This is a genomic window from Saliniradius amylolyticus, assembly GCF_003143555.1.
Taxonomy (GTDB): domain Bacteria; phylum Pseudomonadota; class Gammaproteobacteria; order Enterobacterales; family Alteromonadaceae; genus Saliniradius; species Saliniradius amylolyticus.
The window spans coordinates 2,423,477-2,449,011 of the sequence record NZ_CP029347.1; the positions used below are offsets into that span (position 1 = coordinate 2,423,477).

Sequence of the window (25,535 nt, forward strand, 5' to 3'; positions counted from 1 at the left end):
AAGGTCAATTCCCAGTTGGGCGTTATTGATTCGTGTAGACATGAGGTCTCAGCGCCAAAGGAGCTATTACGTCTTTGAAAATAAAATGCTTTATTTAACTCTTAAAACGAAGCAGGCCCCGATTGAGGCCTGAGTACTAAGCGGGTTCTAAGCCTTATGGCTAGAAGCGATAGCGAAACCCTGCGGAGACCACATCCGTCTCATCGAAGTTTTCATACAGTAACTCCAGAGAGGCTCTTTCTGTGGCGTTAAAAGCAAAACCACCGCCGTATCCAAACTCCCAGTCGTCTTCAGAGACAGACTGATCCAAAACGCTTGCGGTAACCTCCAGGTTTGCGTAGGAAGGCTGGAAAAACAGGTTGAATTCAGGTGAAACATGGTAAGTGCCGCGCACACCCACTGCTATAAAGTTATCTGCTTCAAATCTAACGTCCGCGCCTCCGGTATAGACGGTATCATCACCTATACCAAAGCCATAACGGAACTCTGGCATCCAGGTAAAGTTGCTGCCCTTCTGCTTAAATTCATAACCGGCGGAGAAGGTAACTCCCTTGAGGTTGATGTTCACCAGGTTATGGTCCGATGAAAAATTGGTATAGCCAGCGCCCATATTCCAACCTGCCGTCACAGGCATGGCTATGGCTGACAACAGTGCAATAAGCGGTAACAATTTACGTAATTCCATTTTAGTTCCTTTTGTTGATTAATACGGAGCTACTTGTTTCTTTTTAGGAGAGCCCCTTCTCCCTTGCTTGTTTGAAGCGCGCGCGAATTTATCACATATGATGTTATTACCGCCACCCTGTGACTAACTTGTAAGCTATTATTTTTAAAGGATTATATGAACTTCGGACAAAGATACGAAAAGGCAGAATATTTATGCAATCAAGTCCTAATTGCTGTCTTTAAACAAAGTTAACGAATAGAGCGTCGCCTTTTATAACTACTCTATATTCGCCCTTTGGCTTCTCAGCTATTCTCTATTGGTTACCAAAGCTCGTTCATCTGCCGGACCTGTTTCACGGTCTGACGGATGTGGCTGATAGCATGATCGATATCGTCGTCAGTGGTAAAACGCCCCACCGAAAAGCGGATGGAGCTGTAGGCAAGCTCATCGGACACCCCAATGGCTTTGAGTACATAGGAAGGTTCTACACTGGCCGAGGTACAGGCAGAACCGGTGGATACGGCAATATCTCTTAGAGACATAATCAGGGCCTCCCCGTCCACACCGGCAAAGCTGACGTTTAAGTTCCCTGCCACGCGCTGGCTCATAGAGCCGTTTACCTGAACGCCTGGCAAGTCCTGGATACCTTCCCAGAGCTTGTCACGCAAGCGTGCTATGCGCTGGCGTTCTTCCTCCATTGTCTGTTGAGAGCGGGCAAAGGCTTCGCCCATGCCCACGATCTGATGGGTGGGTAAGGTGCCAGAGCGCATCTTACGCTCATGGCCACCACCGTGGATCTGCGCCTCAATACGCACATCCGGACTACGGCGAACATAGAGCGCACCAATTCCTTTGGGGCCGTAGTTTTTGTGAGCTGAGAAAGACATAAGATCCACGTCTAACTGCTGCAGATCAATGGGCAACTTACCAGCGCTCTGTGCCGCATCCACATGCAGCAGAACACCCGCCTCACGGCAAATTTGTCCAATGGCGGCAATATCCTGAATCACGCCGATTTCGTTGTTGACCTGCATCACCGACACCAGCGCCGTATCTTCACGCAGCGCTTGACGTATCTGCTCAGGCTGAATCAGACCATCCTGTTCCGGCGTTAAATAGGTCACATCCACACCACGAGACTCAAGCACTTCACAGGGGTCGAGTACCGCCTTGTGCTCGGTGACAACAGTGACAATATGCTTTCCGTGATTAGCCTCTATGGCACCTTTAATAGCCAGATTGTTAGACTCGGTGGCACCCGAGGTAAAAACAATCTCACGAGGGTCGGCGTTGACTAACTCAGCCACCTGATTGCGGCCAATATCGACCAATTCCTCCGCCTGCCAGCCATAACGGTGAGATCGGGACGCTGGATTGGCAAAGGAGCCCTCTAACGTCAGACACTGAGCCATTTTCTTTGCAACGGCTGGATCCACCGGTGTCGTGGAGGCATAGTCCAGATAAATAGGGGTTTTCATTGCGGTTTACGAGGTGATTTCTAGGCGAATCTTCAGATCATCGTCTTCTTTTGAGCGGGTGGACTGGTCTTGGCGGCCAGCTACTTCCTGCACATCGCGCTTGGCCATCAGTTCACCCAGGGTGATGCTGTTTAAAAACACCGAAATGCGGTCGCTTAAATCGGACCACAAACTGTGGGTCAGACAACGCTGTCCCCCCTGACAATCGGACTGCCCATTGCAACGGGTAGCATCGACCGACTCATCAACGGCACTGATCACCTCACCAATGGCGATTTCATGGGCGCCACGCCCTAACTGGTAACCGCCACCGGGGCCACGCACACTGCTGACCAACTGATGACGACGCAAACGAGAGAAGAGCTGTTCCAGATAAGAAAGCGAGATTTCCTGACGCTCGGATATGTCCGCCAATGGTACCGGCCCCTTCTGGGAATGCAGGGCCACATCAAGCATGGCGGTCACCGCATAACGGCCTTTGGAAGTGAGTTTCATAACAGGAAGTCCGAACTAAAAACTGGAAATACTATGTCATGTCCGACTGTTTTAGTCAAGTATAAGCCCGACTAAAACAGTCAAGTATTAGGTCAGATCTTCGGGTCAAACTGGTCGTGGTCTTTCGGCTCTTCGGCAGATGTATCAATGCCTTCAAAGTCATCTAAATCAATGCTGGGTATCGACTCATCGCAAACATCACCGCCCATAGCATTCACTTCCTTACAGATATCCTCCACCTTGGTATCGATCAAGTGCAGATGATCCAGCAACTGGCCAATAGCATTCGCAACTGGGTCGGGGTTATCCGGTGACACCGCATAGGCATCGAAGCCATATTTCTGCGCAATCTTATCCCGGTTAGAGGCACTCTGCTTGTCCTGCTTCTGCACTACTACCCGGCCAGGAATCCCCACGACGGTGGCCTCCTCAGGCACATCTTTAACCACCACAGAATTGGAGCCAATTTTGGCCCCCTTGCCGATGGTAATGGGGCCTAACACCTTAGCGCCAGCACCAATCACCACATTGTCCTCCAGGGTGGGATGACGTTTACCAGCATTCCAGGTGGTGCCTCCCAGTGTGACTCCATGGTAGAGAGTGACGTCGTCACCAATTTCCGCGGTTTCGCCAATTACCACACCCATGCCATGGTCGATAAAAAAGCGCCGCCCCAGAGTCGCTCCCGGGTGGATTTCAACGCCTGTCAGCCAACGTGAAAAAGTGGACAATGCACGAGCCAGCCATTTCCAGTTGGCCCGCCACAACTTATGGGCCAGACGATGCAGCCATATGGCGTGCAAGCCGGGATAGTTAGTCAGCACCTCGAAGGTGTTACGAGCCGCAGGGTCGCGGTGAAATACGCTGTGAATGTCTTCTTTGATTCGGGCAAACATAATTATTATGGCTACCGGGACTCACCATTAATGCTTTTGTCCACGGAAGTTAGAATTCCTCTGAGTATATTCAATTCCGTCGACTCGGGACGAGCACGGTTGAACAGGCGTCTAAGCTTTGACATCACCATACCCGGATGCTTCTCAATGATAAAATTCGTTTTCTTTAGCGTTTGTTCCAAATGACTATAAAAACGCTCTAAATCTTCAGCCAGGGGATACTCGGTTTCTTCGTTGGGGATCTCTGTTTCAGACAGCAGTGCCATACGCACCTCATAGCTGAGGGTCTGTACCGCCGCGGCCAGATTCAGCGAACTGTAGTCCGGGTTCGCGGGAATATTCACATGAAAATGACACTGCTGAAGCTCGTCATTAGTTAGGCCACTATTTTCCCGTCCAAACACCAGCGCTACCGGATAATTGCGCGCCTCAGAGGCGATCTTCGCACCGCATTCTCTTGGACCTAACATCGGCCAGGACAGGCTCCGGTCACGGGCACTGGTCCCCACCACTAAACCGCAATCGGCAATAGCCTCTTCCAACGTTGCCACTGTCTTTGCCTTAGCTAAGACATCGGTGGCCCCGGCAGCCATGGCGCTGGCATGGCCGTCGGGCTCAGACACAGGGTCGACCAAATACAGGCTGTCCAGACACATGGTCTTCATCGCGCGGGCCGCCGAGCCTATATTGCCAGTGTGTGAGGTATTCACCAAAACGATACGAATGTCGTGCATAGAAATGTTGATCAACGTAGGTATTCGATGGCGGCAGTTTATCACAGGGTAAGACCAATCCACATAATGCCTTTATGATTGCAATTCAGTCCGGCTCTGGTAGACTCTCGCCCCCTTCGAGCTGGTGTATTTTTTAATCAGCCGAACCGAATTCGTTCTTTATAAAATTGGTGGTGAGCTTATGCATCCTATGCTGAATATAGCGGTGCGCGCTGCGCGCGTGGCCGGAAACATTATTACCCGTGGTTATGAAAATCGTGATGATCTGATGACCGAGGAGAAAGGGCAGAACGACTTTGTCACTCGTATCGACAGAGAAGCCGAGCAAGCCATCATCTCTAAGATTCAACAATCCTATCCCGAACACACCTTTGTCGGCGAAGAAAGCGGCCTGACCGAGGGCGATGACACCTTCAAGTGGATCATCGATCCGCTGGACGGCACCAGTAACTTTATCAAAGGCATTCCCCACTTCTGTGTATCCATCGCACTGATGTACAAGGGACGTTTGGACCAGGCGGTGATTTTCGATCCTCTTCGTGGTGAGCTATTCACTGCCAGCCGTGGTAACGGTGCCCAGCTGAACGGCTACCGTATCCGCTGTCAGAACCACAAAGACTTATCGAACGCCATCCTGGCAACCGCGTTCCCATTTCGGGATAAGGCCAGTCTTCCTAGCTATATGAACAGTTTCACTAACATCTTCCAACAGTGCGAAGATGTGCGCCGCACAGGGTCCGCAGCACTGGATATGGCCTATGTCGCTGCCGGCCGTTTTGGTGGCTACTGGGAAAAAGGCATCAAGCCCTGGGACATCGCCGCTGGTGAACTGATCGTGCGTGAAGCGGGCGGTCTGGTCACCGACTTCAGAGGTGGCCACGATATGTTCGATAACGGCAGCGTTATCTGCGGAAGTCCCAAAGTGGTACAGGCCATCGCCCGCAACCTGAAAGGCTAACAACAACTTCCAATAAAAAAACCCGGCATCCGCCGGGTTTTTTTATGAGCCTTTATCAGAACCAGAGAATTACACCATCGGATCCTGATCGGCACCTTCTTTTTCCACCTGTGGCGGAATCAGGTCTTCTTTACTGATGCCCAACGCCAGCGCCACACTGGAGCTGACATAGATGGACGAGTAAGTCCCCACTATCACCCCGAACAGCAGTGCGGTGGCAAAGCCATGGATCAACGCACCACCTTTAAAGAACAGCGCTAACAGCACCAGCACGGTGGTGATGGAGGTAACCATGGTGCGGTTAAAGGTCTGCGTCAGAGAGACGTTGATCACCTCTTCCGGTCCGCCCTTGCGAAGCTTACGGAAGTTCTCTCGGATCCGGTCCATGACCACGATAGTATCGTTGAGGGAGTAACCAATGACAGCCAACACAGCCGCCAGTACCGTCAAATCGAACTCAAGCTGCAGCACCGAGAACAATCCCAGCGTAATGATGACATCGTGGATCAAGGCCGCTACCGAGCCCAGTGCAAAACGCCATTCGAAACGCATCGCCACATACAGCAGGATACAGATCAGCGCCACCAGCATGGCCAGACCGCCTTGCTCGGTCAGCTCCTGACCCACCTGAGGACCAACGAACTCCACCCGACGCATTTCCACCTCGGTGTTTCCAGCCTTGAGAGCATCCAGCACCATCTCGCTGAGCTGCGCCGCCTTAATATCATCACGGGGAGCCAGACGGATGATCACATCCTGACTGCTGCCAAAATGCTGTACTACGGCATTACCAAAACCTTCTGCTTCAAGGTGTTGACGAACGTCGGGCAGCTTGGCCGGCTGCTGATAGCCCACCTCGATCACCGTACCGCCGGTAAAATCCAGCCCCCAGTTCAGCTGATTGACCGCCAGCGATGCCAGAGAAACCAGCAATAGCACCCCGGACAGGATACTGGCCGGAATGCGCAGGGACATGAAACGAACTTCATTTTCAAACTTAAATAAGCGCATCTTTGCCCCCTAGATGGATAGCTTCTCGAGACGTTTACCGCCCCAGACTGAATTCACGATCGCACGGGTTCCGACAATAGCCGTGAACATCGATGTCAGGATGCCAATGGCCAGCGTCACCGAGAAACCTTTAATAGGTCCGGTACCGACAGCAAACAGAATAATTGCCGCGATCAGGGTGGTGATATTGGCATCGGCGATGGTAGACAAGGCACTGTCATAGCCGTGATGAATGGCCTGCTGCGGACTGCGGCCATCGCGCAGCTCCTCTCGGATCCGCTCGAAGATCAGTACGTTGGCATCTACCGCCATACCCACCGTCAGTACAATACCTGCCATGCCCGGTAGCGTCAGCGTGGCTCCGGGGATGAGAGACATCACGCCCACGATCATCACCAGGTTTACCAGTAGCGCCATATTGGCCACGATACCGAACTTCTTGTAGTAGAGAACCATAAAGGCCAGCACCAGACACAGCCCCCAGATAATGGCCTGCATACCCAGGTTAATGTTCTCAGCACCCAGGCTCGGACCAATGGTACGCTCCTCGACGATCTGAATCGGCGCCACCAAAGCACCGGCACGCAGCAGTAGCGACAAATTTTGTGCTTCCTGAGGCGAGTCCAGGCCAGTGATTCGGAAATCACGACCTAAGCGCGCCTGGATCGTAGCGACGTTGATGACTTCTTCGTGTTTTTCAAACACCGTCTTACCTTCGTCGTCTTTCTCAGGGGTCGGCTTGTACTCGATAAACACCGTCGCCATAGGCTTACCGATATTATCTTTGGTGCCACGCGACATCTTATCACCACCTTCCGAATCCAGCTTAATGCTCACCTGAGGCCGACCGTATTCATCAAACGCTGAATTGGCATCGACGATATGATCGCCAGTCAGCATAATGCGCTTTTCCAATAACTGTGGCTGACCGTTGCGGTCCATTAACAACTGCGATCCTGGTGGCACACGACCTTCTACCGCATCGCGCACGTCATGATCCAAATCCACCATACGGAACTGCAAGGTCGCAGTAGCGTTAAGGATTTCCTTAGCTCGCGCGGTGTCCTGAATGCCGGGCAGCTGCACCACGATGCGATCGGCGCCCTGCCGCTGAATCACCGGCTCTGCCACACCCAGTTGGTTGACTCGGTTGCGCATGATAGTGATATTTTGTTTCAGAGCGTATTCACGAATCTCTTTTAAGCGTTGTTCGGTCAGTGTCGCTTTAATCGTCAGCTCATCGCCTTCAACAATGCGCAGCTGTGGATTTTTTTCTTCCAGAAAGCTGACCGCCTGTTCCAGTGTTTCGGCGTCACGGAATTGCACTTCCAGACCGTTTTCAACCAACTCCACCCGACGATAACGCAAGCGCTCCTCGCGCAGACTGGTGCGAAAATCTTCTTCCAGGTTTTCCAGTGCCCGGCCCAGTGCCGCGCTCATATCCACTTCCATTAAGAAGTGCACACCACCGCGTAAGTCCAGACCCAGCTTCATGGGGCCGGCGCCCAGGCTTTCCAGCCAATCGGGGGTTGCGGGTGCCAGATTCAACGCCACCACATAATCATCGCCCAGGGCGCGTTCTAACGCCTCACGGGTCGGCAACTGAGCGTCATCACTGTTCAGGCGCACCAAGATCTGCTGTTCTTCTAGGGCAACGCCTTTGGCATCAATATTCTGTTGCTGAAGGGTTTGCTGCACCTGCTCCAGGGTTTGGGTGTTTACCTCGGCGTTACGGCCGGCCGATACTTGCACCGCCGGGTCCTCACCGTAGAGATTGGGAGACGCATACAGAGCACACACGGCGACCACCAGGATCACCATAATGTACTTCCATAGCGGATATTGATTAATCACAACATCTTTCCTTTACACTGTCTTAAAAAGCGAATCGGGCGTGATGCCCGATTCTGTGGTCTGCATTAAATGCCTTTCATGGTGCCCTTGGGGAGTACGGCTGTTACCGAGTTCTTCTGCACCACAATACGGTTGTCTTCGTTCAGTTCCACTTCGATAAAGTCTTTCTCTTCGCTGACCTTGGTGATTCGTCCTACCAGTCCGCCTTGAGTCAACACCTCATCACCTTTGCCCAGCGAGTTAACCAGATTTTTATGCTCTTTAACGCGCTTAGCCTGAGGGCGGTACAGCATGAAGTAAAAGATCAGGCCGAAGATAGCCAGCATGATCAACATCTCAAAACCACCGCCTTGAGCGGCACCAGCGTCCTGAGCATAGGCATTGGAAATAAATAAACTCATCATTGTTCCCCTAATAGTTACTGTTGTTATTCGTTATTGGTCGACGAGGGTGCGGCTGTCAATGCAGGCACCTCCATCCCTTTTTGGGCGTAGAAGGTCTGCACAAAGTCATCCAGTTTACCGTCGGCAATGGCACCTCTTAGCCCTTCCATAACCCGCTGATAATAACGCAGGTTGTGGATGGTATTCAGACGTGCGCCGAGAATCTCATTGCATTTGTCGAGATGATGTAGATATGACCGCGAATAGTTTTTACAAGTGTAGCAATCACAATTTTCATCCAACGGTCCGGTATCGGTACGGTGACGCGCATTTCGGATCTTAATTACCCCTTCGGTCACAAACAGATGACCATTACGGGCATTACGCGTCGGCATCACACAGTCGAACATGTCGATCCCGCGGCGCACCGCTTCGACAATATCTTCTGGCTTGCCTACTCCCATCAGGTAGCGAGGTTTATCGACGGGAATCTGGTGGGCGGTATTGTCTAATACCCGAATCATATCTTCCTTCGGTTCGCCCACCGACAGGCCACCGATGGCATAGCCATCGAAGCCGATCTCACAGAGACCTTCCAGTGACTTATCGCGCAGGTCCTCGTACATACCGCCCTGAACGATACCAAACAACGCCGCCTTGTTTCCCTCGTGGGCGTCCTTACTGCGTTTGGCCCACCGTAAGGAGAGTTCCATGGACTCTCGCGCTTGCTGCCGGGTAGCCGGATAAGGGGTACATTCATCAAAGATCATCACAATGTCCGCCCCCAGATCCCGTTGTACCTGCATGGACTTTTCCGGGGTCAGCATGATCTTCTCACCATTAATGGGCGAGCGAAAGGTCACGCCCTCTTCGGTAATCTTCCGCAGGTCCCCTAAGCTAAAGACCTGAAAGCCACCCGAGTCGGTAAGAATCGGTTTGTCCCAATGCATAAAGTCATGCAGATCACCGTGTTGTTTCATGATCTCGGTGCCCGGGCGCAACATCAAATGGAACGTGTTCCCAAGGCAGATCTCTGCACCAGACTCGGCCAACTCTTCCGGAGTCATCCCCTTCACGGTGCCATAGGTCCCCACCGGCATAAAGGCGGGGGTTTCCACCACTCCGCGCTCAAACACCAACCGACCGCGCCGTGCGGCACCGTCGGTTTTTAATAATTCGTATTTCATCATCATTCCTGTCAGCCGCCGGAAAACAGTCCAGTGCCGAAAAAACCAGAGGTGGTCAGTATAAAGTAAGCCACCCTCGGAGTCTAAGCGGCCGTTCTATTGACGGGTTAAAAACATCGCATCGCCGTAGCTGAAAAACCGATACTCCTCTGCCACCGCTTCGGCATAGGCGTTCATAATGTGTTCCCGGCCGGAAAAGGCACTGACCAGCATCATCAGGGTAGACTCGGGCAGGTGGAAGTTTGTCACCATGGCATCTACCACCTGAAAGTCATAGCCGGGGTAGATAAAGATGCTGGTGTCATCATAAAACGGCGCGATCAGTGCGTCTTTCGAGGCTTGCGCTGCCGACTCCAAAGAACGCACCGAAGTAGTGCCCACGGCGACCACCTTATTACCCGCAGCCTTGGTAGCCTGTATGGCATCGACCACTTCTTGCGGCACCTCGGCGTATTCGGAGTGCATAATATGATCGTGGATGTTTTCCACACGTACCGGCTGGAAGGTGCCCGCCCCAACATGCAGAGTCACAAACGCTTGGTTAACGCCCTTATCAGTTAGCTTCTGCAGAATAGTTTCATCAAAATGCAGCCCCGCAGTGGGAGCAGCGACCGCGCCCGGCTTTTCACCGTAAACGGTCTGGTAGCGCTCTTTATCGCTGTCTTCATCGGGGCGGTCAATATAGGGTGGTAAGGGCATATGACCATGCTCTTCCAACTGAGTAAGAACGGGCTCGTGCTTGGGGAACTGGACCTCAAACAGCGCCTGACGACGCCCCGTTATCTCCAACTCTAGGTCATTCCCTACCACAAGCTTTGTGCCCGGTTTCGGGGATTTATTGGCTCGCACATGGGCCAGGACCAGATGGTCATCCAGAATTCGCTCCACCAATACCTCAACTTTGCCCCCCGACGCTTTCTGGCCCAATAACCGGGCGGGAATAACACGAGTGTTGTTAAACACCAGCAAATCTCCGGGGTTTAACAGCTCAAGAATATCGTTGAAGCGCCGATGTTGAAATTGTCCGGTACAACCGTCCAGCGTCAGTAAACGGCTGGCTGTGCGCTCAGCACTGGGGTAACGGGCGATCAAATGGTCAGGCAGTTCAAAGTGAAAATCGGATACTTTCATAGCGTGGCCTTATAAAACAAGCGGGGTATTTTACGGTCCGCAGGCAGCAACTGCAATTAACAGCAATGACTAAATACTTGCGCTAACGCAAGATTACAGATAAGAGTTACTAGTAAGGTGCTGACATATTTCTGTCACATTTTGGCTTTAGCGTGAGGCCTGCTTCGCTAACGCCTTAAAAATCAAATAGGAAAGCAACGATGTTAAGTCCCTCCATGCGCAAACTTCGTCCCAAAATTATGGCCCTTATGGGTGCCAGTATTGTACTTGTCGGGCTGGTCGCCATCTATTGTATCAGCCTCCTCTCTCAGCAGGTATCAGAATACGAAATGCTGGTTGAGCAGGAGGTTCGTGCAGCGACTCTGGCAGATAAGATGAATCTGAACTTCAAACGTCAGGTTCAGGAGTGGAAGAACGTTTTGTTGCGGGGACACGACCGAGATCAGCTGGACAAATACTGGGGACGCTTTAATGAGCGTCAGGAACAAATCCAAAAGATGGCAAATGAGTTCTTAGGCTTGCCCGTCGACAATCGCTTTAAAAGCCAGATGCGGGAGTTTCAGAACACTCACGAAGGACTTAAAAGAAAGTATCAGAAAGGGTATGACGCGTTCCTGGCCACTAACTTTGATCACAAAGCCGGAGACAATGCCGTATCTGGCATCGATCGGGCCCCTACCAAACAGCTCGAAGAACTCGGAGAGGCTCTTGCCTCTGCCGCCACAACACACAGTCAACAATTACAGTCAGATGCTAACACCGCTATTACCATTACCATTGTCATCATGCTACTGGCCATCGTCGGCTGTCTGGTTATCTCAAGTTTCATAATGAACCGCATGGTGGTGCATCCACTGGTGTCGCTGATTACGCATTTACGTAATGTCAGTAAGGGACAATTTGACAAGCAGCTACTGATTGATAACGAGGATGAAATTGGTCGAATGTCCCGCGGCGTAGAGACACTCAGGATTAAACTTCTGAATGTCTGCCAGCAGATGGATAATACTCAAAGCCAACTTGATGAAGTCTGTTTGAGTCTGTCCGATAGTGCGAACGCGATTACCCGAGGGGTAAGTAGCACCAATGACGGCACTGATCATGCCCTTAATTCTATGGAGCAGCTTGGTCAGATGGGCGATGATATTGCCCGCAATGCACAAGAGGCCGACTCCGCGGCCAGTTCCGCAAACACGGCTGCCGACACCAGCATCCAGGTAATGAAAGCAACCATTGATGCCATTACCCATTCCTCCAACCAAATTGAGAACACCTCCAAGGTCATCGCCTCATTGGATGAAGACGCCAATAAAATTGGTTCGGTATTGGATGTGATAAAGGGCATCGCCGAGCAAACGAACTTGCTGGCCTTGAACGCAGCCATTGAGGCGGCGCGCGCCGGTGAGCAAGGACGCGGCTTTGCGGTAGTTGCCGATGAAGTCCGCACACTGGCCGCCCGAACTCAGCAATCCACTGAAGAGATCCAGCAGATGATCTCCAATGTGCAAAATGGTGCCAAAAGTGCAGTAGAGGCCATAGAGCAAGGGCAGTCTCAAACTGCGGCCAGTGTTGAAAAGGTGCATGAAGCAGATTCTCACCTGAAAGAGGTAACCGAAGCCATCAACACCATAGCATCAATGAATGCTCAAATTGCCACCGCTATTGAAGAGCAAAGCTCCATTACGCAGGATATACGCCAAAACATGTCCGAGTTGGCCAAAGTCGCCGCTGAAAATGACAAACATGCCAATTCCTGTCAGCAAGATAATGAGACTCTTTCGGCAGTAAAAGATCGTATGGCGTCGGCGATCAGACAGTTACGCAGTGACCAGGTGTAACCGAGATTATTAAGAAAGCCGTGCTAAAGACGCAGATCCAGTACTTAGTCTGGTTCTGCGCCTTATTACTGATTCTGGAAGTGCTTAACACTCTGACGGGTCGTCAGTGGCTGACACTGGGCCTGGTTCCACGCAACAGCGATCACCTGTGGGGGATTGTCTTCAGCCCCTTTTTGCATCATAGCTGGTCCCACCTGACCTCCAACCTGCTGATTCTGATTCCCCTCTTATGGCTGACATTGCTACTGCACTGGCAACGGGCGGTTGGCCTAGTATTACTCTGGCTGATTCTGATGCCCGGTGTTCTGGTTTGGCTATTTGGTCGCGATGGTCTTCATGTCGGCGCCAGTGGCCTGGTCTATGGTCTGCTTGGTTTTTTGCTCTATAGCGGCTTCACCAGTGGTAAGTTCTGGCGCTTTGCTATCGCAATCGGCTTATTGTTGCTGCATGCCGGACTTTTTTGGGGGTTGCTGCCCGGCGGACATTATCTGATGTCCTGGGAATATCACCTGAGTGGCTTTATCTGCGGGTTACTTGCCGGCAGGATGATGCCAGGCACTAGCCATCAGCGCCAATATAGCGGTAAAATCTAGCGCTACTGAATACAACAACCGAAGATAACAAGAGCAAACCATGGGCAGAGCATTTGAAGTGCGCAAGGCTGCAATGGCCAAAACGCAAGCCGCGAAAAGTAAGGTCTATTCCAAGTACGGTAAAGAAATCTATGTGTGCGCCAAAAACGGCGGCAGCGACCCTGACGCAAACCTGGCCCTGCGCCAGTTAATGGACAAGGCAAAAAAGGACCAGGTTCCGGCCCATGTCATCGACAAAGCCATTGAGAAAGCTCAGGGAGGCGCTGGCGAGGATTACTCCCCGGCCCGTTACGAAGGCTATGGCCCGGGTAACTGTATGGTCATTGTAGACTGTCTGACCGACAACCCAAATCGTACTATTACTGAGGTGCGGAACTGTTTTACAAAAACCAGTTCCAAGTTGGGCGCACCGGGCTCGGTAACCCATATGTTCAACCACCAGGCCGTGTTTTCCTTTAAGGGCGAGGACGATGAGCCCGTGCTGGAAGCCTTAATGGAAGGCGATGCCGACGCAGACGATGTGGAAGTGGAAGACGGCATGGTGACGGTCTATGCCCCACATACCGAGTTTTTTAAGGTCAAAACCGCACTCACCGATGCTTTCGAGGGCATTGAGTTTGAAGAGGAAGAGATCACATTTATTCCTCAGACTTACACCGAGGTCAGCGGCGATGACGTGCCCAGCTTCGAAAAACTCATGGATATGCTGAACGACTGCGATGATGTACAAAACATCTATCATAATGCCGAGGTGAGTGAGGGCTAACCCACCCGCAGAGGTTGACTCGGCTCGCCCCGCTAAAGACTCAGGCTATCAAGGGTTGGGGCCAAAGCCGACCCTGTGAGGCAAGGAGGCCGAACAGGCGCGCCCCATGGACGGATTAACGGCGTGTCGGTGTGGTCCCAACCCTTGATGGCAAATTAGCCCTATAGCTCTATTTCTTTTTGTTACGGCCTTTCGTGGCTGGCTTTTTCTTAGCCTTCGTTTTCTTCTTCTTTGGCGGCAGGCTGGGTGCCTTGTGCTTGGGTCTAAGCTCGTCGATGACCCGAGGCTTCAGACGCTGGTCGATATAGCGTTCGATACGCGGGATCATGGGGAAATCATGCGCTTCCACCAACGAAATGGCCGTGCCTTTGGCGCCCGCTCGCGCCGTGCGTCCAATGCGATGCACATACACATCCGCAGTGCGCGGTAAGTCATAGTTGATCACATGGCTCACATTGGGAATGTCGATACCGCGCGCCGCCACGTCGGTGGCCACCAGCACCTTGGCTTCTCCGGCCTTAAAGCGGGCCAGCGCCTGATTGCGTTTGTCCTGCGGCATTTCACCTTGCAGATAGATATTTTCAATGCCCTGGCTTTGCAACTGATGGATCAGTGACTGCAAGCGTTCTCGCTTATTCACAAACACGATAGCCGTGTCGGTTTGTTGTTTTAGAATATGGCACAGCAAGGCAAACTTATGCTCCAGGCTGTCGGCCAGATGATACCACTGTAGGATCTTCCCCTGCTCACTCTTCGGCGGCTCGGCCTGCAACAATTCAGGCTCCTTGAGGATGGATTCGGCGAAACGGCGAATACCCTCCCCTTCCAGTGTAGCTGAAAACAACATGCTCTGTTTGCGCCAACGCGCCTCGGCGCTGATCTGATTGACCACTTTACCAAAGCCCATATCCAGCATACGGTCGGCCTCATCCAGAATCAGGATATCGATATCCCGACATTCGAAGGCCTCATTCTCTATATGCTCAAACAACCGTCCCGGCGTTGCCACCAGAATATCCAGATTTTTGTCTAACTGGGCGTGATCGGTGCCATAGTTAATGCCGCCTGTGATGACGCCACAAGTCAGATGGGTGAATCGAGTCAGCGCCTCGGCTTGCTGATGTATCTGCAAAGCCAGCTCGCGGGTTGGTGACAAGATCAGCACACGGCAGGAGCCGGGATCCTTGCGGGGAAAGTCGAGCAGGAACTGACAGGCTGGCAACAAAAACGCTGCCGTCTTGCCAGTGCCTGTGGGGGCCGAGGCCAGTATATCTTTACCTTCCATCGCCACCGGCACCGTCATCTGCTGAATGGTCGTAGGATGCTGAAAGCCCAGTTTTTTGCAGGCCCCGACGAGTTTGTCGTCCAGGTCCAGTTGCTCGAAAGAAATCTTATTCATGGTTATTAGAGTGTGTCTATCTTTCATATTCGTCTCTGTTGAGAGCAAAAAATGCGTCAATCAAGGCACGAGCGGTGTGGTTTAGCCATCTAAATGAACCGCGAAGTAACACAGAGTGACGCATTTTTAGCCTCAACCCAAAGGGCTGGGGCCGTTTTTTCCACCCAACTGTGTTATCAGTCGCTCATTTAGAACCACTAAACCTCGCTCCTTCTGCCTTGCTGGATGAAAAAACGACCTCCAGCAGAGCGCGTCTATGAAAGATAGACACACTCTTACTTTCCAGTTGTTATGCTGCGCGAGTATAAAGAAGTTACCCGGCGGCGTCATAAGTTTTGTTGCCACTGTCGCTTGATATCAGCCACTGCCTGCTGGCGCTGCTGACTAAGCTGCTCGCCGATAGCCTTGCCCTCAAAACCTTGCGCTACAATCTTCTGAGGATCCACCGCCTGCGCGGCCTGAAATGCAGCCTCAATGTACTCGGCCTGCGGGTAATCACGGTCTTGAAAGCCAGTGCGACCGCGCGCATCGGCCTCACAGGCCACCAGCACCTCGGCAAAGCGCTGCGGTTTGCGCCAGACATCGCAGCGGTTAAAGACCTTCACCACTGTAGCGGGTTTTAACTCAAAAGCACGGTGGATATGGGTATGAAACTCGCCGGCCAGCAAGGAAAGCTGCTGAAATTCATTGGGTACCCTGAGACGCTGACACAGACGTTTAATCAGTTTCAGGCCTGCCTGCTCGTGGCCGTGGTGGCTGGGCAATTTGTCTTTGGGGGTTACGCCCTTGCCCAAATCATGTATCAGCGCAGCAAAGCGCACTGTGGTTTTTTCAGACAGGCGTGCGGCCTGCTCCAGGACCATCAGGCTGTGAACGCCAGTGTCAATTTCAGGGTGCCACTGCTCGGGCTGAGGCACGCCCCAGAGCGCATCCAGCTCGCTAAACCAGCTTCTCAGTGCTCCACAATCCCGCAAGACCTGAAAATACACCTCTGGACAGGGCTCGGTCAGGGCGCGCTCGGTTTCCTTCCAGACACGCTCAGCGCTGAGTAACTCCAACTCGCCACTTTGCGCTATGTCACTCATCAGAGCCTGAGTTTCGCTGGCAATGCTAAAACCATAACCGTGATAACGAGCGGCAAAGCGGGCGACTCTCAGCACCCGCAAAGGATCTTCCACAAAAGCATCGGACACATGGCGAAAAATGCGCTTTTCCAGGTCGGCCTGACCGTTAAAGGGATCGATCAGCTGCCCCTGCTCATCTTCGGCCATGGCGTTCACGGTCAGGTCGCGACGCACCAAGTCTTGTTCAAGCGTCACATCAGGCGCGGCGTAGCAGTCAAAGCCGGTATAGCCCTGACCGGATTTTCGTTCGGTGCGGGCCAGCGCATATTCTTCACCGGTCTTGGGGTGTAAAAATACCGGGAAGTCCTTTCCGACTTGTCGATACCCCTTATCGATCATGGCTTGTGGAGTCGCGCCCACTACCACCCAGTCGCGTTCTTTGACCTCCCGCCTCAATAGCTTGTCGCGCACCGCGCCGCCCACCAGATAGGTTTGCATAAATCGCCTCTTTACTTGGATAAAGCTATTGTACTCATCATATACAATGAATCACAGACGTCGGAGCCCGCTACCAACTTTGACTTGATCCTGCGGCAGTGGTTAACTTAGGCACCTAATCATCATTAGACCAATGCTCTATCTGAGCGGGCATAATAGCGAGCGCATGTATCTTAACTATTTCGGGCTGACGGATAACCCCTTTTCCATCGCCCCCAATCCAGACTATCTGTACATGAGTCCCCGCCACAAAGAGGCGCTGGCGCACCTGACCTTCGGTCTGCGCGAGAGCGGCGGTTTTGTGATGCTCACCGGCGAAGTGGGCACCGGGAAAACCACGGTATCTCGAAAGCTGTTGCAACAACTGCCAGACAGCACCCAGGTGGCGATGATATTAAACCCCAGCCTGTCGGCTCTTGAGCTGCTCGCCACGTTATGCGATGAGCTGGGTATCGACCATGACCGCCAGCACCCCAGTCTGAAAAATTTCAGTGATAAAATTCTGGCTCATCTTGCCAGCAATCACCGTCAGGGCATCAGTACCGTACTGATTGTGGACGAAGCGCAGCACCTGATGCCGGAAGTGCTGGAGCAATTGCGATTATTAACCAACCTGGAAACCAACAGGGAGAAATTATTAAAGGTGGTGCTGATCGGCCAGCCCGAGCTACAACAGCTTTTAAAGCGCAATGAACTGCGCCAGCTGGCCCAGCGCATCACCGCACGCTACCATCTGATGCCACTCAACGCCCATGAAACCAAGGCCTATATTGGCCATCGTCTGCATATCGCCGGAGGCGACAGTCAGATATTCAGCGCAGCAGCGCTGTCGGCGGTCTATCAGATTACCGGCGGCATCCCTCGGGTGATAAACCTGTTGTGTGACCGCGCGCTGACACTCACCTTCAGCAAACAGCTGCCCGTGGTAAAACGCTATATACTGGTCGCCGCCGCCGAGCAAATACTGGGCGCCGACGTAGTGCAACAGCGCCAAAACAGAAGCTGGGCGGCCCTGGTCGCCGCGACCGGACTTATAGGCGTGGGCCTGGGCTGGCTGACAGGAGTCTGGTATGGCTAAAACGATTCCCATCAACCAGCTCAAGCCCGGCATGGTGATCCTGCAAATCACCCGGCAGGATGGCCCGGTGAAGATCCGCAAATCCGGTCTGGTCACCAGCGACGCCATGGTACACGGCCTGAAAGAAATGGGCGTGATGGAGCTGGCCATCGACCCGGACCAAACCGTAGAACTGGACGATACGCCAAAAGACCGGCAAAGCCTGTCGGATACCCAAAAGCTTTTTGCCAGCGGCAACTCTCCCCAACATGAACAGGCCGTCACCGATCAATTTAATCGCAGTCTGTTTATGCCATCGATTCAGTCGCTGCCCGCCCCTTGGCAGTATTATGGCCGCCGAGCGGGGTTCTTAAGCTTGATGTTATTGAGCGGCTTTGCCATCGGCTGGTTACTGGCGACCTCTCCAAAATGGTGGTTGCAGCCAGCTCCTTCAGCCGACAGGGTCGGTACGCCCTCACAAACCTCACAGTCTTTCAGTGAGCCTGACCCGGTAACCGCGTCTGAAGCCGACAAAAACACCTCTCCGGTATCATCAACGACCCCGGAGCAGAAAACTCAGCCTCAGACCTCTGCAACCGAATCACAAACGGTCGCAGACACAACTAACCAGGCTCCCGATCCGGCAAAAGGATCAGAGCGTCTTATTCCTGAGGCCGAAAAACAAGCCGGCAATCAGCCCGATAAGATCTCACCGGAGTTATTGCGCAAATTCGAGCAGGCAGTGTCTGCCATAGAAAGCGAAGATCACCCCGTGACCAAGCCCGAGTCCAGCCTGCCTGATGATGAAGTGGTGATGGTGCATGAGCTGCCTGCCTGGGCTTTGACTGAGTTACCCTCCATGAGCTTTTCGGCCCATATGTACGCCTCAAACCCTGAGGATCGCTGGGTCAATGTCAACGGTCAGGAACTGGGTGAAGGCGATGCCATTAACGACGATCTGCGTATCGTTCGTATTGAGCCGCAGCACGTGGTGATGGCCTTTCGCGGCCAGCAATTCAGTATGCGGGCGCTGACCGACTGGTAGTATTCGAAATCACACCCGCCGCTCTAAACAGTTGCAGGTGTACTTCCACCAGCGCCGGAATATCCCGCTGATAACCGCCACCGATAACGGCGGCTACCGGCAGACCCTCCTGCTCGCAGCGGTTGAATACTAGCCTATCCCGCTGATAGACGCCCTGAGTGCTGATATCCAGATGCCCCAGATCGTCGTCGATATGTATATCCACCCCGGCGTCGTAGATCACTGCATCGGGTCGATACAGATTCAGTGCCATATCCAGCGCATTTTCCACCACGGGCAAATACTCATTATCCTGAGTCCCTTTAGGCAGACCGAAATCCATATCCGATACTTGTTTGCGGTGGGGAAAATTTTTCTCGCCATGTAAGGAGACCGTGATGATGTCATCTCGCCCCTGTGCCAGTGCCGCCGTGCCATCTCCCTGGTGCACGTCACAGTCGAAGACCAGCACCTTATCAATATCCGGTGAAGCTAACATGGCGTTGGCAGCCAGATAGAGGTCGTTGACCAGACAAAATCCGGAGCCGAAATCATAATGGGCGTGATGATAGCCTCCGGTCAGGTTCAGCGCCTTACCGTGGGCCAACGCCAACTCGGCGGTCAGCAGGGTTCCTGCAACAGCGGTACGAGTGCGCCGAATGAGCTGCGATGACCAGGGAAAGCCAATTCGCCGCATGGCTTTGGCATCCAATGCCCCCTCTAGCAGCGGCCCAATGTAATCGGGATCAAACTCAGCGAGGATACGCTGTTCAGAGAGAGGCTGCGGACGATGAAAACAGCTTTCGGTTATACCCTGGGCGATCAGTGCATCGTAAATGCCCTGGTATTTTTCAATGGGAAAACGATGCCGACGAGGTAAATCTAGCTGGCTGTAGATAGGGTCAAAGACCAAAGGCACCACAGACTGCTCCTAAGCTTGGATCGCGTAACAAGGCTTCTCAGGGTAAACTAAGGGATAAATAAATACCATCTGCGGGAGCGAGCATGCAACACAACTGGGTTATGGCTACGGGCAATCCGGGCAAGGTTAGAGAACTCAATCGCTTATTGTCGCCGCTCAATGTCAATCTGCGGGTTCAGAGCGAATTCGATGTCCCCGAAGCAGCCGAAACCGGCACCACCTTCGTGGAAAACGCCATCATTAAGGCCCGAAATGCTTGTGAGGCCACTGGTCTGCCTGCTGTGGCCGATGATTCAGGTCTGGTGGTACCCAACCTGGGGGGAGCGCCGGGGGTGATATCCTCACGCTACGCGGGCGAGAAAGCCGGCGATGATGAAAATGTGCGTAAGTTATTGCGTGAGTTGGTAAAAACGGACGATAAGGAGCGCCAGGCCAAGTTTGTCTGTGTGATGGTAATGATGCGTCACGCCAATGACCCCACGCCCATTATCACCCAGGGCGAGTGGTTCGGCAGCATCGCCCATGAACGTCAGGGTAATGGCGGCTTTGGTTATGATCCGGTGTTCTGGGTATCCGAATACAACTGTACCGCCGCCGAGCTGAGTGCCGAGGTCAAAAACCGTATCAGCCATCGCGGTAAGGCCACGCAGAAGCTGATCGGCAAGCTGGAGCCGGAATTTGGTTAATCCACCACTGTCGCTGTATATTCATATTCCCTGGTGCGTGCAAAAATGTCCCTACTGCGACTTCAATTCTCACGGACAAAAGCAACAGAGCCTTCCGGAGGCCGAGTACATCAGTCACCTGCTGGATGATCTGGCAGAAGACGCACCATTGGTAAAGGGCCGACAGGTCAGCACCATCTTCTTTGGCGGGGGGACCCCGAGCTTATTCAGCCCCGAGGGGATTGGCCGCCTGTTGCAGGGCGTAGCCGAGCGGGTCGATCTGGCCTCTGAGGCGGAAATCACTCTGGAAGCCAATCCCGGTACAGTGGAAAGCGAAAAGTTCGCTGGCTTTGCCGAAGCGGGAGTCAACCGCTTGTCCATCGGTGTACAAAGCTTTCAGGCCGACAAGCTTGAGCGCTTAGGCCGGATTCACGACAGCGCCCAGGCAAAAGCGGCCGCCGGATACGCCAACCAGGCGGGGCTGCGTAGCTTTAATCTGGATCTGATGCACGGCCTCCCCGACCAAAGCACCGAAGAGGCGCTGGACGACCTCAAACAGGCTATCGCTCAAGCGCCCCCGCACCTGTCCTGGTATCAGTTGACCATCGAACCCAACACTCTGTTTGCCTCCCAGCCGCCTGAGCTGCCTCAGGACGACACTCTTTGGGCAATTCAGGAGCAGGGTCATAAATTGCTCTCTCAAGCAGGTTATGAACAATATGAGATATCCGCCTATGCCAAGCCCGGCCAGCAGTGTTTGCATAACCTTAACTATTGGCGTTTTGGCGATTACCTGGGTATCGGCTGTGGGGCTCATGGCAAAATCACCGATGCCGACCAGGGACGCATCGAACGGCGGGTCAAGGTAAAACACCCTAAGGGTTATATGGATCTAAGCCGTCCTTACCTTTATCAGAGCACCGAGGTCCCGGCGGAGGAGCGCCCTTTTGAGTTTCTGATGAACCGGCTACGCCTGGTAGAGCCCTGCCCCAAGCTGGATTACGAACACTTTACGGGACTGACAACAACCGAATTTGGCGTAAGCAATGCACTCCAAAGAGGTATCGACCAGGGGCTTCTGGCCGACAGCAACCGTCACTGGCAGGTCACGACCAAGGGACGGCGTTATCTCAACAGCCTGCTGGAGCTTTTTGTTTAGCACCAGTCGGACTATTTCAAAAATCGCTGCAATTGGGTTTCGGTGGTCTCTGTTTCCACCGTCAACTCCCGCATCTGCTGCTCTATCTGTTGCATATTATCGCGAATATCACCGCCAAGACGGGAAATATTACCCACCGCTTCATGGGCCGCGTTGTAGGTGTGGTTTAGAGTATGCACCGACTCACCCACATGTTCCAGGCGCTCGGAGTTAGCGATGAGCTCCTGCAACATACCCTGGAACTGTTCTGAGGTATCGGTAATCTCACTCTGGGCCTTATCCGAGACGCTGATCAGATTTTCCGATTCGGACTGAGTCTCCTTAACCAGGGACTCCATTTCATTAATAAAGCTATTGATCTTACCGGTGGCTTCATTCACCTTGACCGAGAGCGAACGGACCTCGTCGGCGACCACCGCAAAGCCTCGTCCCGCTTCCCCGGCACGGGCTGCCTCAATCGCAGCATTGAGTGCCAGTAAATTGGTTTGGTCGGAAAACTCTTCCACCATTTTAAGGATATTACGGATGTTATCGGCGTTATCTTTGAGACCATCCACCGTTGCCGCAAACTGCCGGAGTAACTGGTCAATATTGCCAATGTCGTCAGCCAGTGACACCAACTTACGGGTTGCCTCATCGGCGGTTTGCTGATTGCTGCGGGTGGCCTGAGCCACTGCATCGGTGCGCTCAACAATGGCCTGAATCTCATCATTAACCTGCTGACTGGAGGCCATGACCTCCTGACTGAGCCCATCCTGCTGTTGAACACTGTCTGTCGTGTCATTGACTTTGCTGACAACGGCCTGGTTTTGGTTCTTCGCGTTTAACGCATGGCGGCCAATATCCCCCAGGATCTGCGACAGATTGTCGGCAAACAAATTATAGCTGTCCGATAATTGACGAAATTCGTCATAGGTAAATTTAGGCAGGCGTACGTTGAGATCTCCTTGCTGCTGGTTGATATCCTCAAAGTTTTTCAAAATTGTGCGCACCGGGCGCACAATAAGATACGTCAGATAAAAAATGGTAAAAACGAAGGCCAACACGGAGATCACTGCTAATAAACCCACTAGCCAGCCACTTTGGGTCCAGGGCGCGTCCGAAATTAGCAGCCACAGAGTTAAGACTTGAAACAGAAATAAAAAAGTCACGTTGCCCACAATTTTGCGGGTCAGGGTGTAGAAAAAGGTTTTCTCAATTTGATAATAGAGTGCCAGCAATAGTCCATCCCCCGTATCGACTCAGCGTCCTATTATGACGTCTGGCCTGTTCGCTACTATGACCTGCATCATAAAACACCTTTTTTATTTGTGCAGGCTGCTTTTGCCTTTATCGTAGCGGACAGCAAAAAACTTTATACCAAATTGCATTAGTTCTCAGTGATAATGAGATCGTAAGGTCGAAGTTCCGGCACTTGCCGACGCAGTTGCTCTTCAATGCCATCAAGGCGTTTCACTTCATTGCAAAACCATTCTGCCTGTTTTCTCAGGGTGTCGGCCTGAGGCGCAATCTTCTGGCCCATCCGCTCCAACCGTTTGGCTAGGGCTGCCACCCGTTCGTCAAGGTTGTCATTGCCCTCGCTGGCAATACCTCCTACTGCGGATAATATGCCTCCTAATGAGGTGGAGAAAGCCTGTTCAATTTCCGATTCGAAGCCTTGTTCCACGATAGCATCCACATTTTCTAAACTGCGTGGGCCAATGTAATTATTTAAATTGGCATGAATGAATTTACCTTGCACCTTGCGTCTGACACGCCATAAAGCATCCTGCAGGCGGTCATAGCCATCGCTGCGTTGGCCGATTAGGCCAGAGTAAACTTGCTCCACGGTGCTGATGGCCAACTCGACGCCTTCGGTCGCCAACACAATCACCTTGGGAATGGAATAGTGCAAGCCTTCAGCAAACTCGGTTAACTGCTGCTGTTGAGGGGCGGGCAGTTCAATCCAGTGACCTTGCACGATAAGCTGCTGGTGCTGATTGATCTGGTAGAGAGTGCGAGAGTGTTTCTGCACCCGTACATGGTTTTCATTAACCACAACGCCGTACTGGAGATCGGCATCACACTTCAGTGCCGCCTGAACCCAGCCAGAGACAGAAACTAAGATGATCGCAAAGTAATAACGCATAAACCGATGATACTAAGAATTCATTAAATATTGTGCGCCTTACCACGCAAATCGCAACAACATTCGGACTAAGCCATCAAAATCTGCGTTCTACGACTCTGCTCTTTCGGCTAATTCGCTTAACGTCACCTGTGCCGACTCCAATATCTTCTTACTCACCGCAACATCGGTAACGTCATAAATCATCATACAGATATTATCCACTTGCCCCGTGGTGCTGGTGAGCGGTGACAGGGTAATATTTTGGTACATCACATCCTCGGTACCGGTAATTGGGCGGTAATTGGGGAACTTCAGCAAATAAGGACGCTGCTCCCAAACCATGAATGAGCGGTTTTTCAGTTCGAATACAGGCCGTACCTTATCCTGAAACCATTGTTTATCCACTTCAGGGAATAAATCAAACAGGCATTTATCGCGCACCTGGCTGGGCAACAGGCCCGAATGGCTCTCCATAAAGCCGTTCCACAACTTCACTTCAAACCGGCGGTTGAGTACGACCAGTCCCACGTCCACCGTTTGCAGCATATCCATCATCCAGTGAAACTCGGTCATCTCACTCATAATACTGTCGTTCATTACGCATCCTCCACCAGGTGAGCCAGCTTATTGTTCAATACTGGCAGGGAGTTTTCTGAGAACAGCAGAATCAATTCACAATGGGCGTCATACCCTTCCAGACCATAGCTCAGCTCGATGGCCAAGGTCCGGCGCCAGCGGGTCTTATTGACCGAGATAAGTTCACTGATGTTGCGGTGTTGCCCTAATACCACCGGGTGCCCTTGGCTAAAGTGCATATCCAGTTGATTGGCTAACCCATTAAGGCAAGTGCCGATTAGAATATTAGCCGCATCCATTAACAGTTCGAGTTGCAAACGGTCATCCACCGCGCCCTGGATATTAAGGATCTTTGCCACATCAGAGAAGCTGGACTCACTGAGAATAAACAGCGCCTCACCACTGATCCCCGGTCCAACAAACCCCTGACAGGTACCGGACACCGACTCTTTGTCTTCGATATTTTGCAGCATCATCTGCAATTCCGCCGCTTCGATAAGATTCACATTGGGAATGGGCAGCTCGACAAATACATTAAGAATGCGAGCCAGATGATCCCCCGCCTGTCCCATCGCTATGTTGGTGATTTCCTGATAGGCATCGCGCATCTTGGGATCAATATCGGTCAACTCAGGCGCCGCAGCCTCTGAATGTTGGCGAAACAAGTCATGCTTACTGAGTAATTCCAGGAAGAGCTCGGGCTTAATGGGTTTTTCAATAAACGCCAATGCCCCAAGATTTTTCACTCTCTGATGGGCCTCGGGCTGCACATCGCCGGAAATGACGATAACTTGCGTATTTAACCGCTGCTGTTGGATGGTTTCCAATACCTGGTAGCCATCCATTACCGGCATATTTAAATCCAGCAATAACAGCTGACCCTTGCCTTCTTTTAAGGCCTCGATAGCTTCCTCACCATGCTTGGCAAAATGTACCGATACATCCCAGTCCGTAGGCAAACACTTGGCCACCTGTTTACGAGCGACCAGAGAATCATCACATATTAATACTGAGAACATAGACTATCGCTTGCATTGTAATGGTTTCAACATACTCCGTTAGCCGAGTTA

The 25,535-nt window shown here is 52.3% G+C and carries 25 protein-coding genes; 8 read left to right on the forward strand and 17 right to left on the reverse strand.

The features are described 5' to 3' along the window. Nucleotides 1-160: 160 nt before the first annotated feature. From HMF8227_RS11315 to trmJ, 5 genes are all read right to left on the reverse strand, one after another. Entirely contained in the window at nt 161-685 is a 525-nt protein-coding gene (locus tag HMF8227_RS11315; RefSeq protein WP_109340277.1) for an outer membrane beta-barrel protein, read from the reverse strand. A 302-nt stretch (nt 686-987) separates the two neighbouring features. Further along, nucleotides 988-2,145, reverse strand: a complete 1,158-nt coding sequence (locus HMF8227_RS11320; protein WP_109340278.1) for an IscS subfamily cysteine desulfurase — start codon at nt 2,143-2,145, stop codon at nt 988-990. 6 nt (nt 2,146-2,151) lie between these two features. Further along, on the reverse strand, nt 2,152-2,640 hold the full coding sequence (gene iscR / locus HMF8227_RS11325) for a Fe-S cluster assembly transcriptional regulator IscR (RefSeq protein ID WP_109340279.1): 489 nt from the start codon (nt 2,638-2,640) through the stop codon (nt 2,152-2,154). A gap of 92 nt (nt 2,641-2,732) precedes the next feature. Next, nucleotides 2,733-3,536, reverse strand: coding sequence for a serine O-acetyltransferase (cysE, locus tag HMF8227_RS11330; RefSeq protein WP_109340280.1), 804 nt, complete (start codon nt 3,534-3,536; stop codon nt 2,733-2,735). Between the two features lie 11 nt (nt 3,537-3,547). Next, a complete protein-coding gene (trmJ, locus tag HMF8227_RS11335; protein WP_109340281.1) occupies nt 3,548-4,270 on the reverse strand; it encodes a tRNA (cytosine(32)/uridine(32)-2'-O)-methyltransferase TrmJ in 723 nt (240 codons plus the stop codon). Between the two features lie 181 nt (nt 4,271-4,451). Here trmJ and suhB point away from each other — a divergent pair, with 181 nt between their 5' ends. Then, a complete protein-coding gene (gene suhB / locus HMF8227_RS11340; RefSeq protein ID WP_109340282.1) occupies nt 4,452-5,228 on the forward strand; it encodes an inositol-1-monophosphatase in 777 nt (258 codons plus the stop codon). 69 nt (nt 5,229-5,297) lie between these two features. Here the strand turns inward: suhB and secF are convergent, their stop codons facing one another. The 5 genes from secF to queA all read right to left on the reverse strand — a co-directional run bounded on the left by secF (nt 5,298) and on the right by queA (nt 10,794). Continuing rightward, nucleotides 5,298-6,239: a protein translocase subunit SecF gene (gene secF / locus HMF8227_RS11345; protein ID WP_109340283.1), complete on the reverse strand. Its 942-nt coding sequence runs from the start codon at nt 6,237-6,239 to the stop codon at nt 5,298-5,300. Nucleotides 6,240-6,248: 9 nt separating this feature from the next. Continuing rightward, nucleotides 6,249-8,093, reverse strand: coding sequence for a protein translocase subunit SecD (gene secD / locus HMF8227_RS11350; protein WP_109340284.1), 1,845 nt, complete (start codon nt 8,091-8,093; stop codon nt 6,249-6,251). A gap of 65 nt (nt 8,094-8,158) precedes the next feature. Further along, nucleotides 8,159-8,494 (reverse strand): preprotein translocase subunit YajC, encoded by a 336-nt coding sequence (yajC, locus tag HMF8227_RS11355; protein ID WP_109340285.1) that lies wholly within the window; start codon nt 8,492-8,494, stop codon nt 8,159-8,161. A 26-nt stretch (nt 8,495-8,520) separates the two neighbouring features. Next, on the reverse strand, nt 8,521-9,663 hold the full coding sequence (tgt, locus tag HMF8227_RS11360) for a tRNA guanosine(34) transglycosylase Tgt (protein WP_109340286.1): 1,143 nt from the start codon (nt 9,661-9,663) through the stop codon (nt 8,521-8,523). 96 nt (nt 9,664-9,759) lie between these two features. Then, on the reverse strand, nt 9,760-10,794 hold the full coding sequence (queA, locus tag HMF8227_RS11365) for a tRNA preQ1(34) S-adenosylmethionine ribosyltransferase-isomerase QueA (RefSeq protein WP_109340287.1): 1,035 nt from the start codon (nt 10,792-10,794) through the stop codon (nt 9,760-9,762). Between the two features lie 200 nt (nt 10,795-10,994). On the opposite strand from queA, the gene HMF8227_RS11370 reads away from it, so the two are divergent. From HMF8227_RS11370 to HMF8227_RS11380, 3 genes are read left to right on the forward strand one after another with little or no spacing between them, the layout of a single operon-like run. Beyond that, on the forward strand, nt 10,995-12,632 hold the full coding sequence (locus tag HMF8227_RS11370) for a methyl-accepting chemotaxis protein (protein ID WP_109340288.1): 1,638 nt from the start codon (nt 10,995-10,997) through the stop codon (nt 12,630-12,632). A gap of 20 nt (nt 12,633-12,652) precedes the next feature. Next, nucleotides 12,653-13,225: a rhomboid family intramembrane serine protease gene (locus HMF8227_RS11375; protein ID WP_162558586.1), complete on the forward strand. Its 573-nt coding sequence runs from the start codon at nt 12,653-12,655 to the stop codon at nt 13,223-13,225. A 40-nt stretch (nt 13,226-13,265) separates the two neighbouring features. Next, nucleotides 13,266-13,991, forward strand: coding sequence for a YebC/PmpR family DNA-binding transcriptional regulator (locus HMF8227_RS11380; protein WP_109340290.1), 726 nt, complete (start codon nt 13,266-13,268; stop codon nt 13,989-13,991). Nucleotides 13,992-14,160: 169 nt separating this feature from the next. Here the strand turns inward: HMF8227_RS11380 and srmB are convergent, their stop codons facing one another. Both srmB and HMF8227_RS11390 read right to left on the reverse strand, forming a co-directional pair. Then, nucleotides 14,161-15,417, reverse strand: a complete 1,257-nt coding sequence (srmB, locus tag HMF8227_RS11385) for an ATP-dependent RNA helicase SrmB (RefSeq protein ID WP_239421291.1) — start codon at nt 15,415-15,417, stop codon at nt 14,161-14,163. Nucleotides 15,418-15,716: 299 nt separating this feature from the next. Next, the gene (locus HMF8227_RS11390) at nt 15,717-16,952 is read right to left on the reverse strand and encodes a multifunctional CCA addition/repair protein (RefSeq protein ID WP_109340292.1); all 1,236 of its coding nucleotides are present in this window, start codon (nt 16,950-16,952) and stop codon (nt 15,717-15,719) included. 166 nt (nt 16,953-17,118) lie between these two features. Between HMF8227_RS11390 and HMF8227_RS11395 the strand changes: the two genes are divergently transcribed. Together HMF8227_RS11395 and HMF8227_RS11400 are read left to right on the forward strand one after the other, a co-directional pair. Then, nucleotides 17,119-18,030: an ExeA family protein gene (locus HMF8227_RS11395; protein WP_109341092.1), complete on the forward strand. Its 912-nt coding sequence runs from the start codon at nt 17,119-17,121 to the stop codon at nt 18,028-18,030. Beyond that, the gene (locus HMF8227_RS11400; protein ID WP_109340293.1) at nt 18,023-19,054 is read left to right on the forward strand and encodes a general secretion pathway protein GspB; all 1,032 of its coding nucleotides are present in this window, start codon (nt 18,023-18,025) and stop codon (nt 19,052-19,054) included. Before HMF8227_RS11395 ends, HMF8227_RS11400 begins: the two co-directional genes overlap by 8 nt. Here HMF8227_RS11400 and HMF8227_RS11405 read toward each other — a convergent pair. Next, on the reverse strand, nt 19,026-19,955 hold the full coding sequence (locus tag HMF8227_RS11405; RefSeq protein WP_109340294.1) for a histone deacetylase family protein: 930 nt from the start codon (nt 19,953-19,955) through the stop codon (nt 19,026-19,028). The two genes, HMF8227_RS11400 and HMF8227_RS11405, sit on opposite strands and share 29 nt — an antisense overlap. An 83-nt stretch (nt 19,956-20,038) precedes the next feature. On the opposite strand from HMF8227_RS11405, the gene rdgB reads away from it, so the two are divergent. After that, entirely contained in the window at nt 20,039-20,641 is a 603-nt protein-coding gene (gene rdgB / locus HMF8227_RS11410) for an RdgB/HAM1 family non-canonical purine NTP pyrophosphatase (protein WP_109340295.1), read from the forward strand. Beyond that, nucleotides 20,634-21,779, forward strand: a complete 1,146-nt coding sequence (gene hemW / locus HMF8227_RS11415) for a radical SAM family heme chaperone HemW (RefSeq protein ID WP_109340296.1) — start codon at nt 20,634-20,636, stop codon at nt 21,777-21,779. The genes rdgB and hemW overlap by 8 nt, the downstream gene beginning before the upstream one ends. Before the next feature lie 11 nt (nt 21,780-21,790). Here the strand turns inward: hemW and HMF8227_RS11420 are convergent, their stop codons facing one another. The 4 genes from HMF8227_RS11420 to HMF8227_RS11435 all read right to left on the reverse strand — a co-directional run bounded on the left by HMF8227_RS11420 (nt 21,791) and on the right by HMF8227_RS11435 (nt 25,484). After that, nucleotides 21,791-22,999, reverse strand: a complete 1,209-nt coding sequence (locus HMF8227_RS11420; protein ID WP_109340297.1) for a methyl-accepting chemotaxis protein — start codon at nt 22,997-22,999, stop codon at nt 21,791-21,793. A gap of 149 nt (nt 23,000-23,148) precedes the next feature. Next, the gene (locus HMF8227_RS11425; protein WP_109340298.1) at nt 23,149-23,907 is read right to left on the reverse strand and encodes a DUF2884 family protein; all 759 of its coding nucleotides are present in this window, start codon (nt 23,905-23,907) and stop codon (nt 23,149-23,151) included. Nucleotides 23,908-23,997: 90 nt separating this feature from the next. After that, nucleotides 23,998-24,486 (reverse strand): PAS domain-containing protein, encoded by a 489-nt coding sequence (locus tag HMF8227_RS11430; RefSeq protein WP_239421293.1) that lies wholly within the window; start codon nt 24,484-24,486, stop codon nt 23,998-24,000. Beyond that, the gene (locus tag HMF8227_RS11435) at nt 24,486-25,484 is read right to left on the reverse strand and encodes a response regulator (RefSeq protein ID WP_109340299.1); all 999 of its coding nucleotides are present in this window, start codon (nt 25,482-25,484) and stop codon (nt 24,486-24,488) included. Before HMF8227_RS11435 ends, HMF8227_RS11430 begins: the two co-directional genes overlap by 1 nt. Between the last annotated feature and the right edge of the window lie 51 nt (nt 25,485-25,535).

Excerpts from the sequence above, each read along its gene's own strand:
- secF (WP_109340283.1), bottom strand. The coding sequence starts at position 6,239 with ATGCGCTTATTTAAGTTTGAAAATGAAGTTCGTTTCATGTCCCTGCGC.
- suhB (WP_109340282.1), top strand. The coding sequence starts at position 4,452 with ATGCATCCTATGCTGAATATAGCGGTGCGCGCTGCGCGCGTGGCCGGA.
- iscR (WP_109340279.1), bottom strand. The coding sequence starts at position 2,640 with ATGAAACTCACTTCCAAAGGCCGTTATGCGGTGACCGCCATGCTTGAT.
- HMF8227_RS11395 (WP_109341092.1), top strand. The coding sequence starts at position 17,119 with ATGTATCTTAACTATTTCGGGCTGACGGATAACCCCTTTTCCATCGCC.
- HMF8227_RS11320 (WP_109340278.1), bottom strand. The coding sequence starts at position 2,145 with ATGAAAACCCCTATTTATCTGGACTATGCCTCCACGACACCGGTGGAT.
- rdgB (WP_109340295.1), top strand. The coding sequence starts at position 20,039 with ATGCAACACAACTGGGTTATGGCTACGGGCAATCCGGGCAAGGTTAGA.
- trmJ (WP_109340281.1), bottom strand. The coding sequence starts at position 4,270 with ATGCACGACATTCGTATCGTTTTGGTGAATACCTCACACACTGGCAAT.
- srmB (WP_239421291.1), bottom strand. The coding sequence starts at position 15,417 with ATGAAAGATAGACACACTCTAATAACCATGAATAAGATTTCTTTCGAG.
- yajC (WP_109340285.1), bottom strand. The coding sequence starts at position 8,494 with ATGAGTTTATTTATTTCCAATGCCTATGCTCAGGACGCTGGTGCCGCT.
- HMF8227_RS11435 (WP_109340299.1), bottom strand. The coding sequence starts at position 25,484 with ATGTTCTCAGTATTAATATGTGATGATTCTCTGGTCGCTCGTAAACAG.
- HMF8227_RS11425 (WP_109340298.1), bottom strand. The coding sequence starts at position 23,907 with ATGCGTTATTACTTTGCGATCATCTTAGTTTCTGTCTCTGGCTGGGTT.
- HMF8227_RS11380 (WP_109340290.1), top strand. The coding sequence starts at position 13,266 with ATGGGCAGAGCATTTGAAGTGCGCAAGGCTGCAATGGCCAAAACGCAA.
- HMF8227_RS11400 (WP_109340293.1), top strand. The coding sequence starts at position 18,023 with ATGGCTAAAACGATTCCCATCAACCAGCTCAAGCCCGGCATGGTGATC.
- queA (WP_109340287.1), bottom strand. The coding sequence starts at position 10,794 with ATGAAAGTATCCGATTTTCACTTTGAACTGCCTGACCATTTGATCGCC.
- HMF8227_RS11370 (WP_109340288.1), top strand. The coding sequence starts at position 10,995 with ATGTTAAGTCCCTCCATGCGCAAACTTCGTCCCAAAATTATGGCCCTT.
- HMF8227_RS11315 (WP_109340277.1), bottom strand. The coding sequence starts at position 685 with ATGGAATTACGTAAATTGTTACCGCTTATTGCACTGTTGTCAGCCATA.
- cysE (WP_109340280.1), bottom strand. The coding sequence starts at position 3,536 with ATGTTTGCCCGAATCAAAGAAGACATTCACAGCGTATTTCACCGCGAC.
- HMF8227_RS11390 (WP_109340292.1), bottom strand. The coding sequence starts at position 16,952 with ATGCAAACCTATCTGGTGGGCGGCGCGGTGCGCGACAAGCTATTGAGG.
- tgt (WP_109340286.1), bottom strand. The coding sequence starts at position 9,663 with ATGAAATACGAATTATTAAAAACCGACGGTGCCGCACGGCGCGGTCGG.
- HMF8227_RS11430 (WP_239421293.1), bottom strand. The coding sequence starts at position 24,486 with ATGAACGACAGTATTATGAGTGAGATGACCGAGTTTCACTGGATGATG.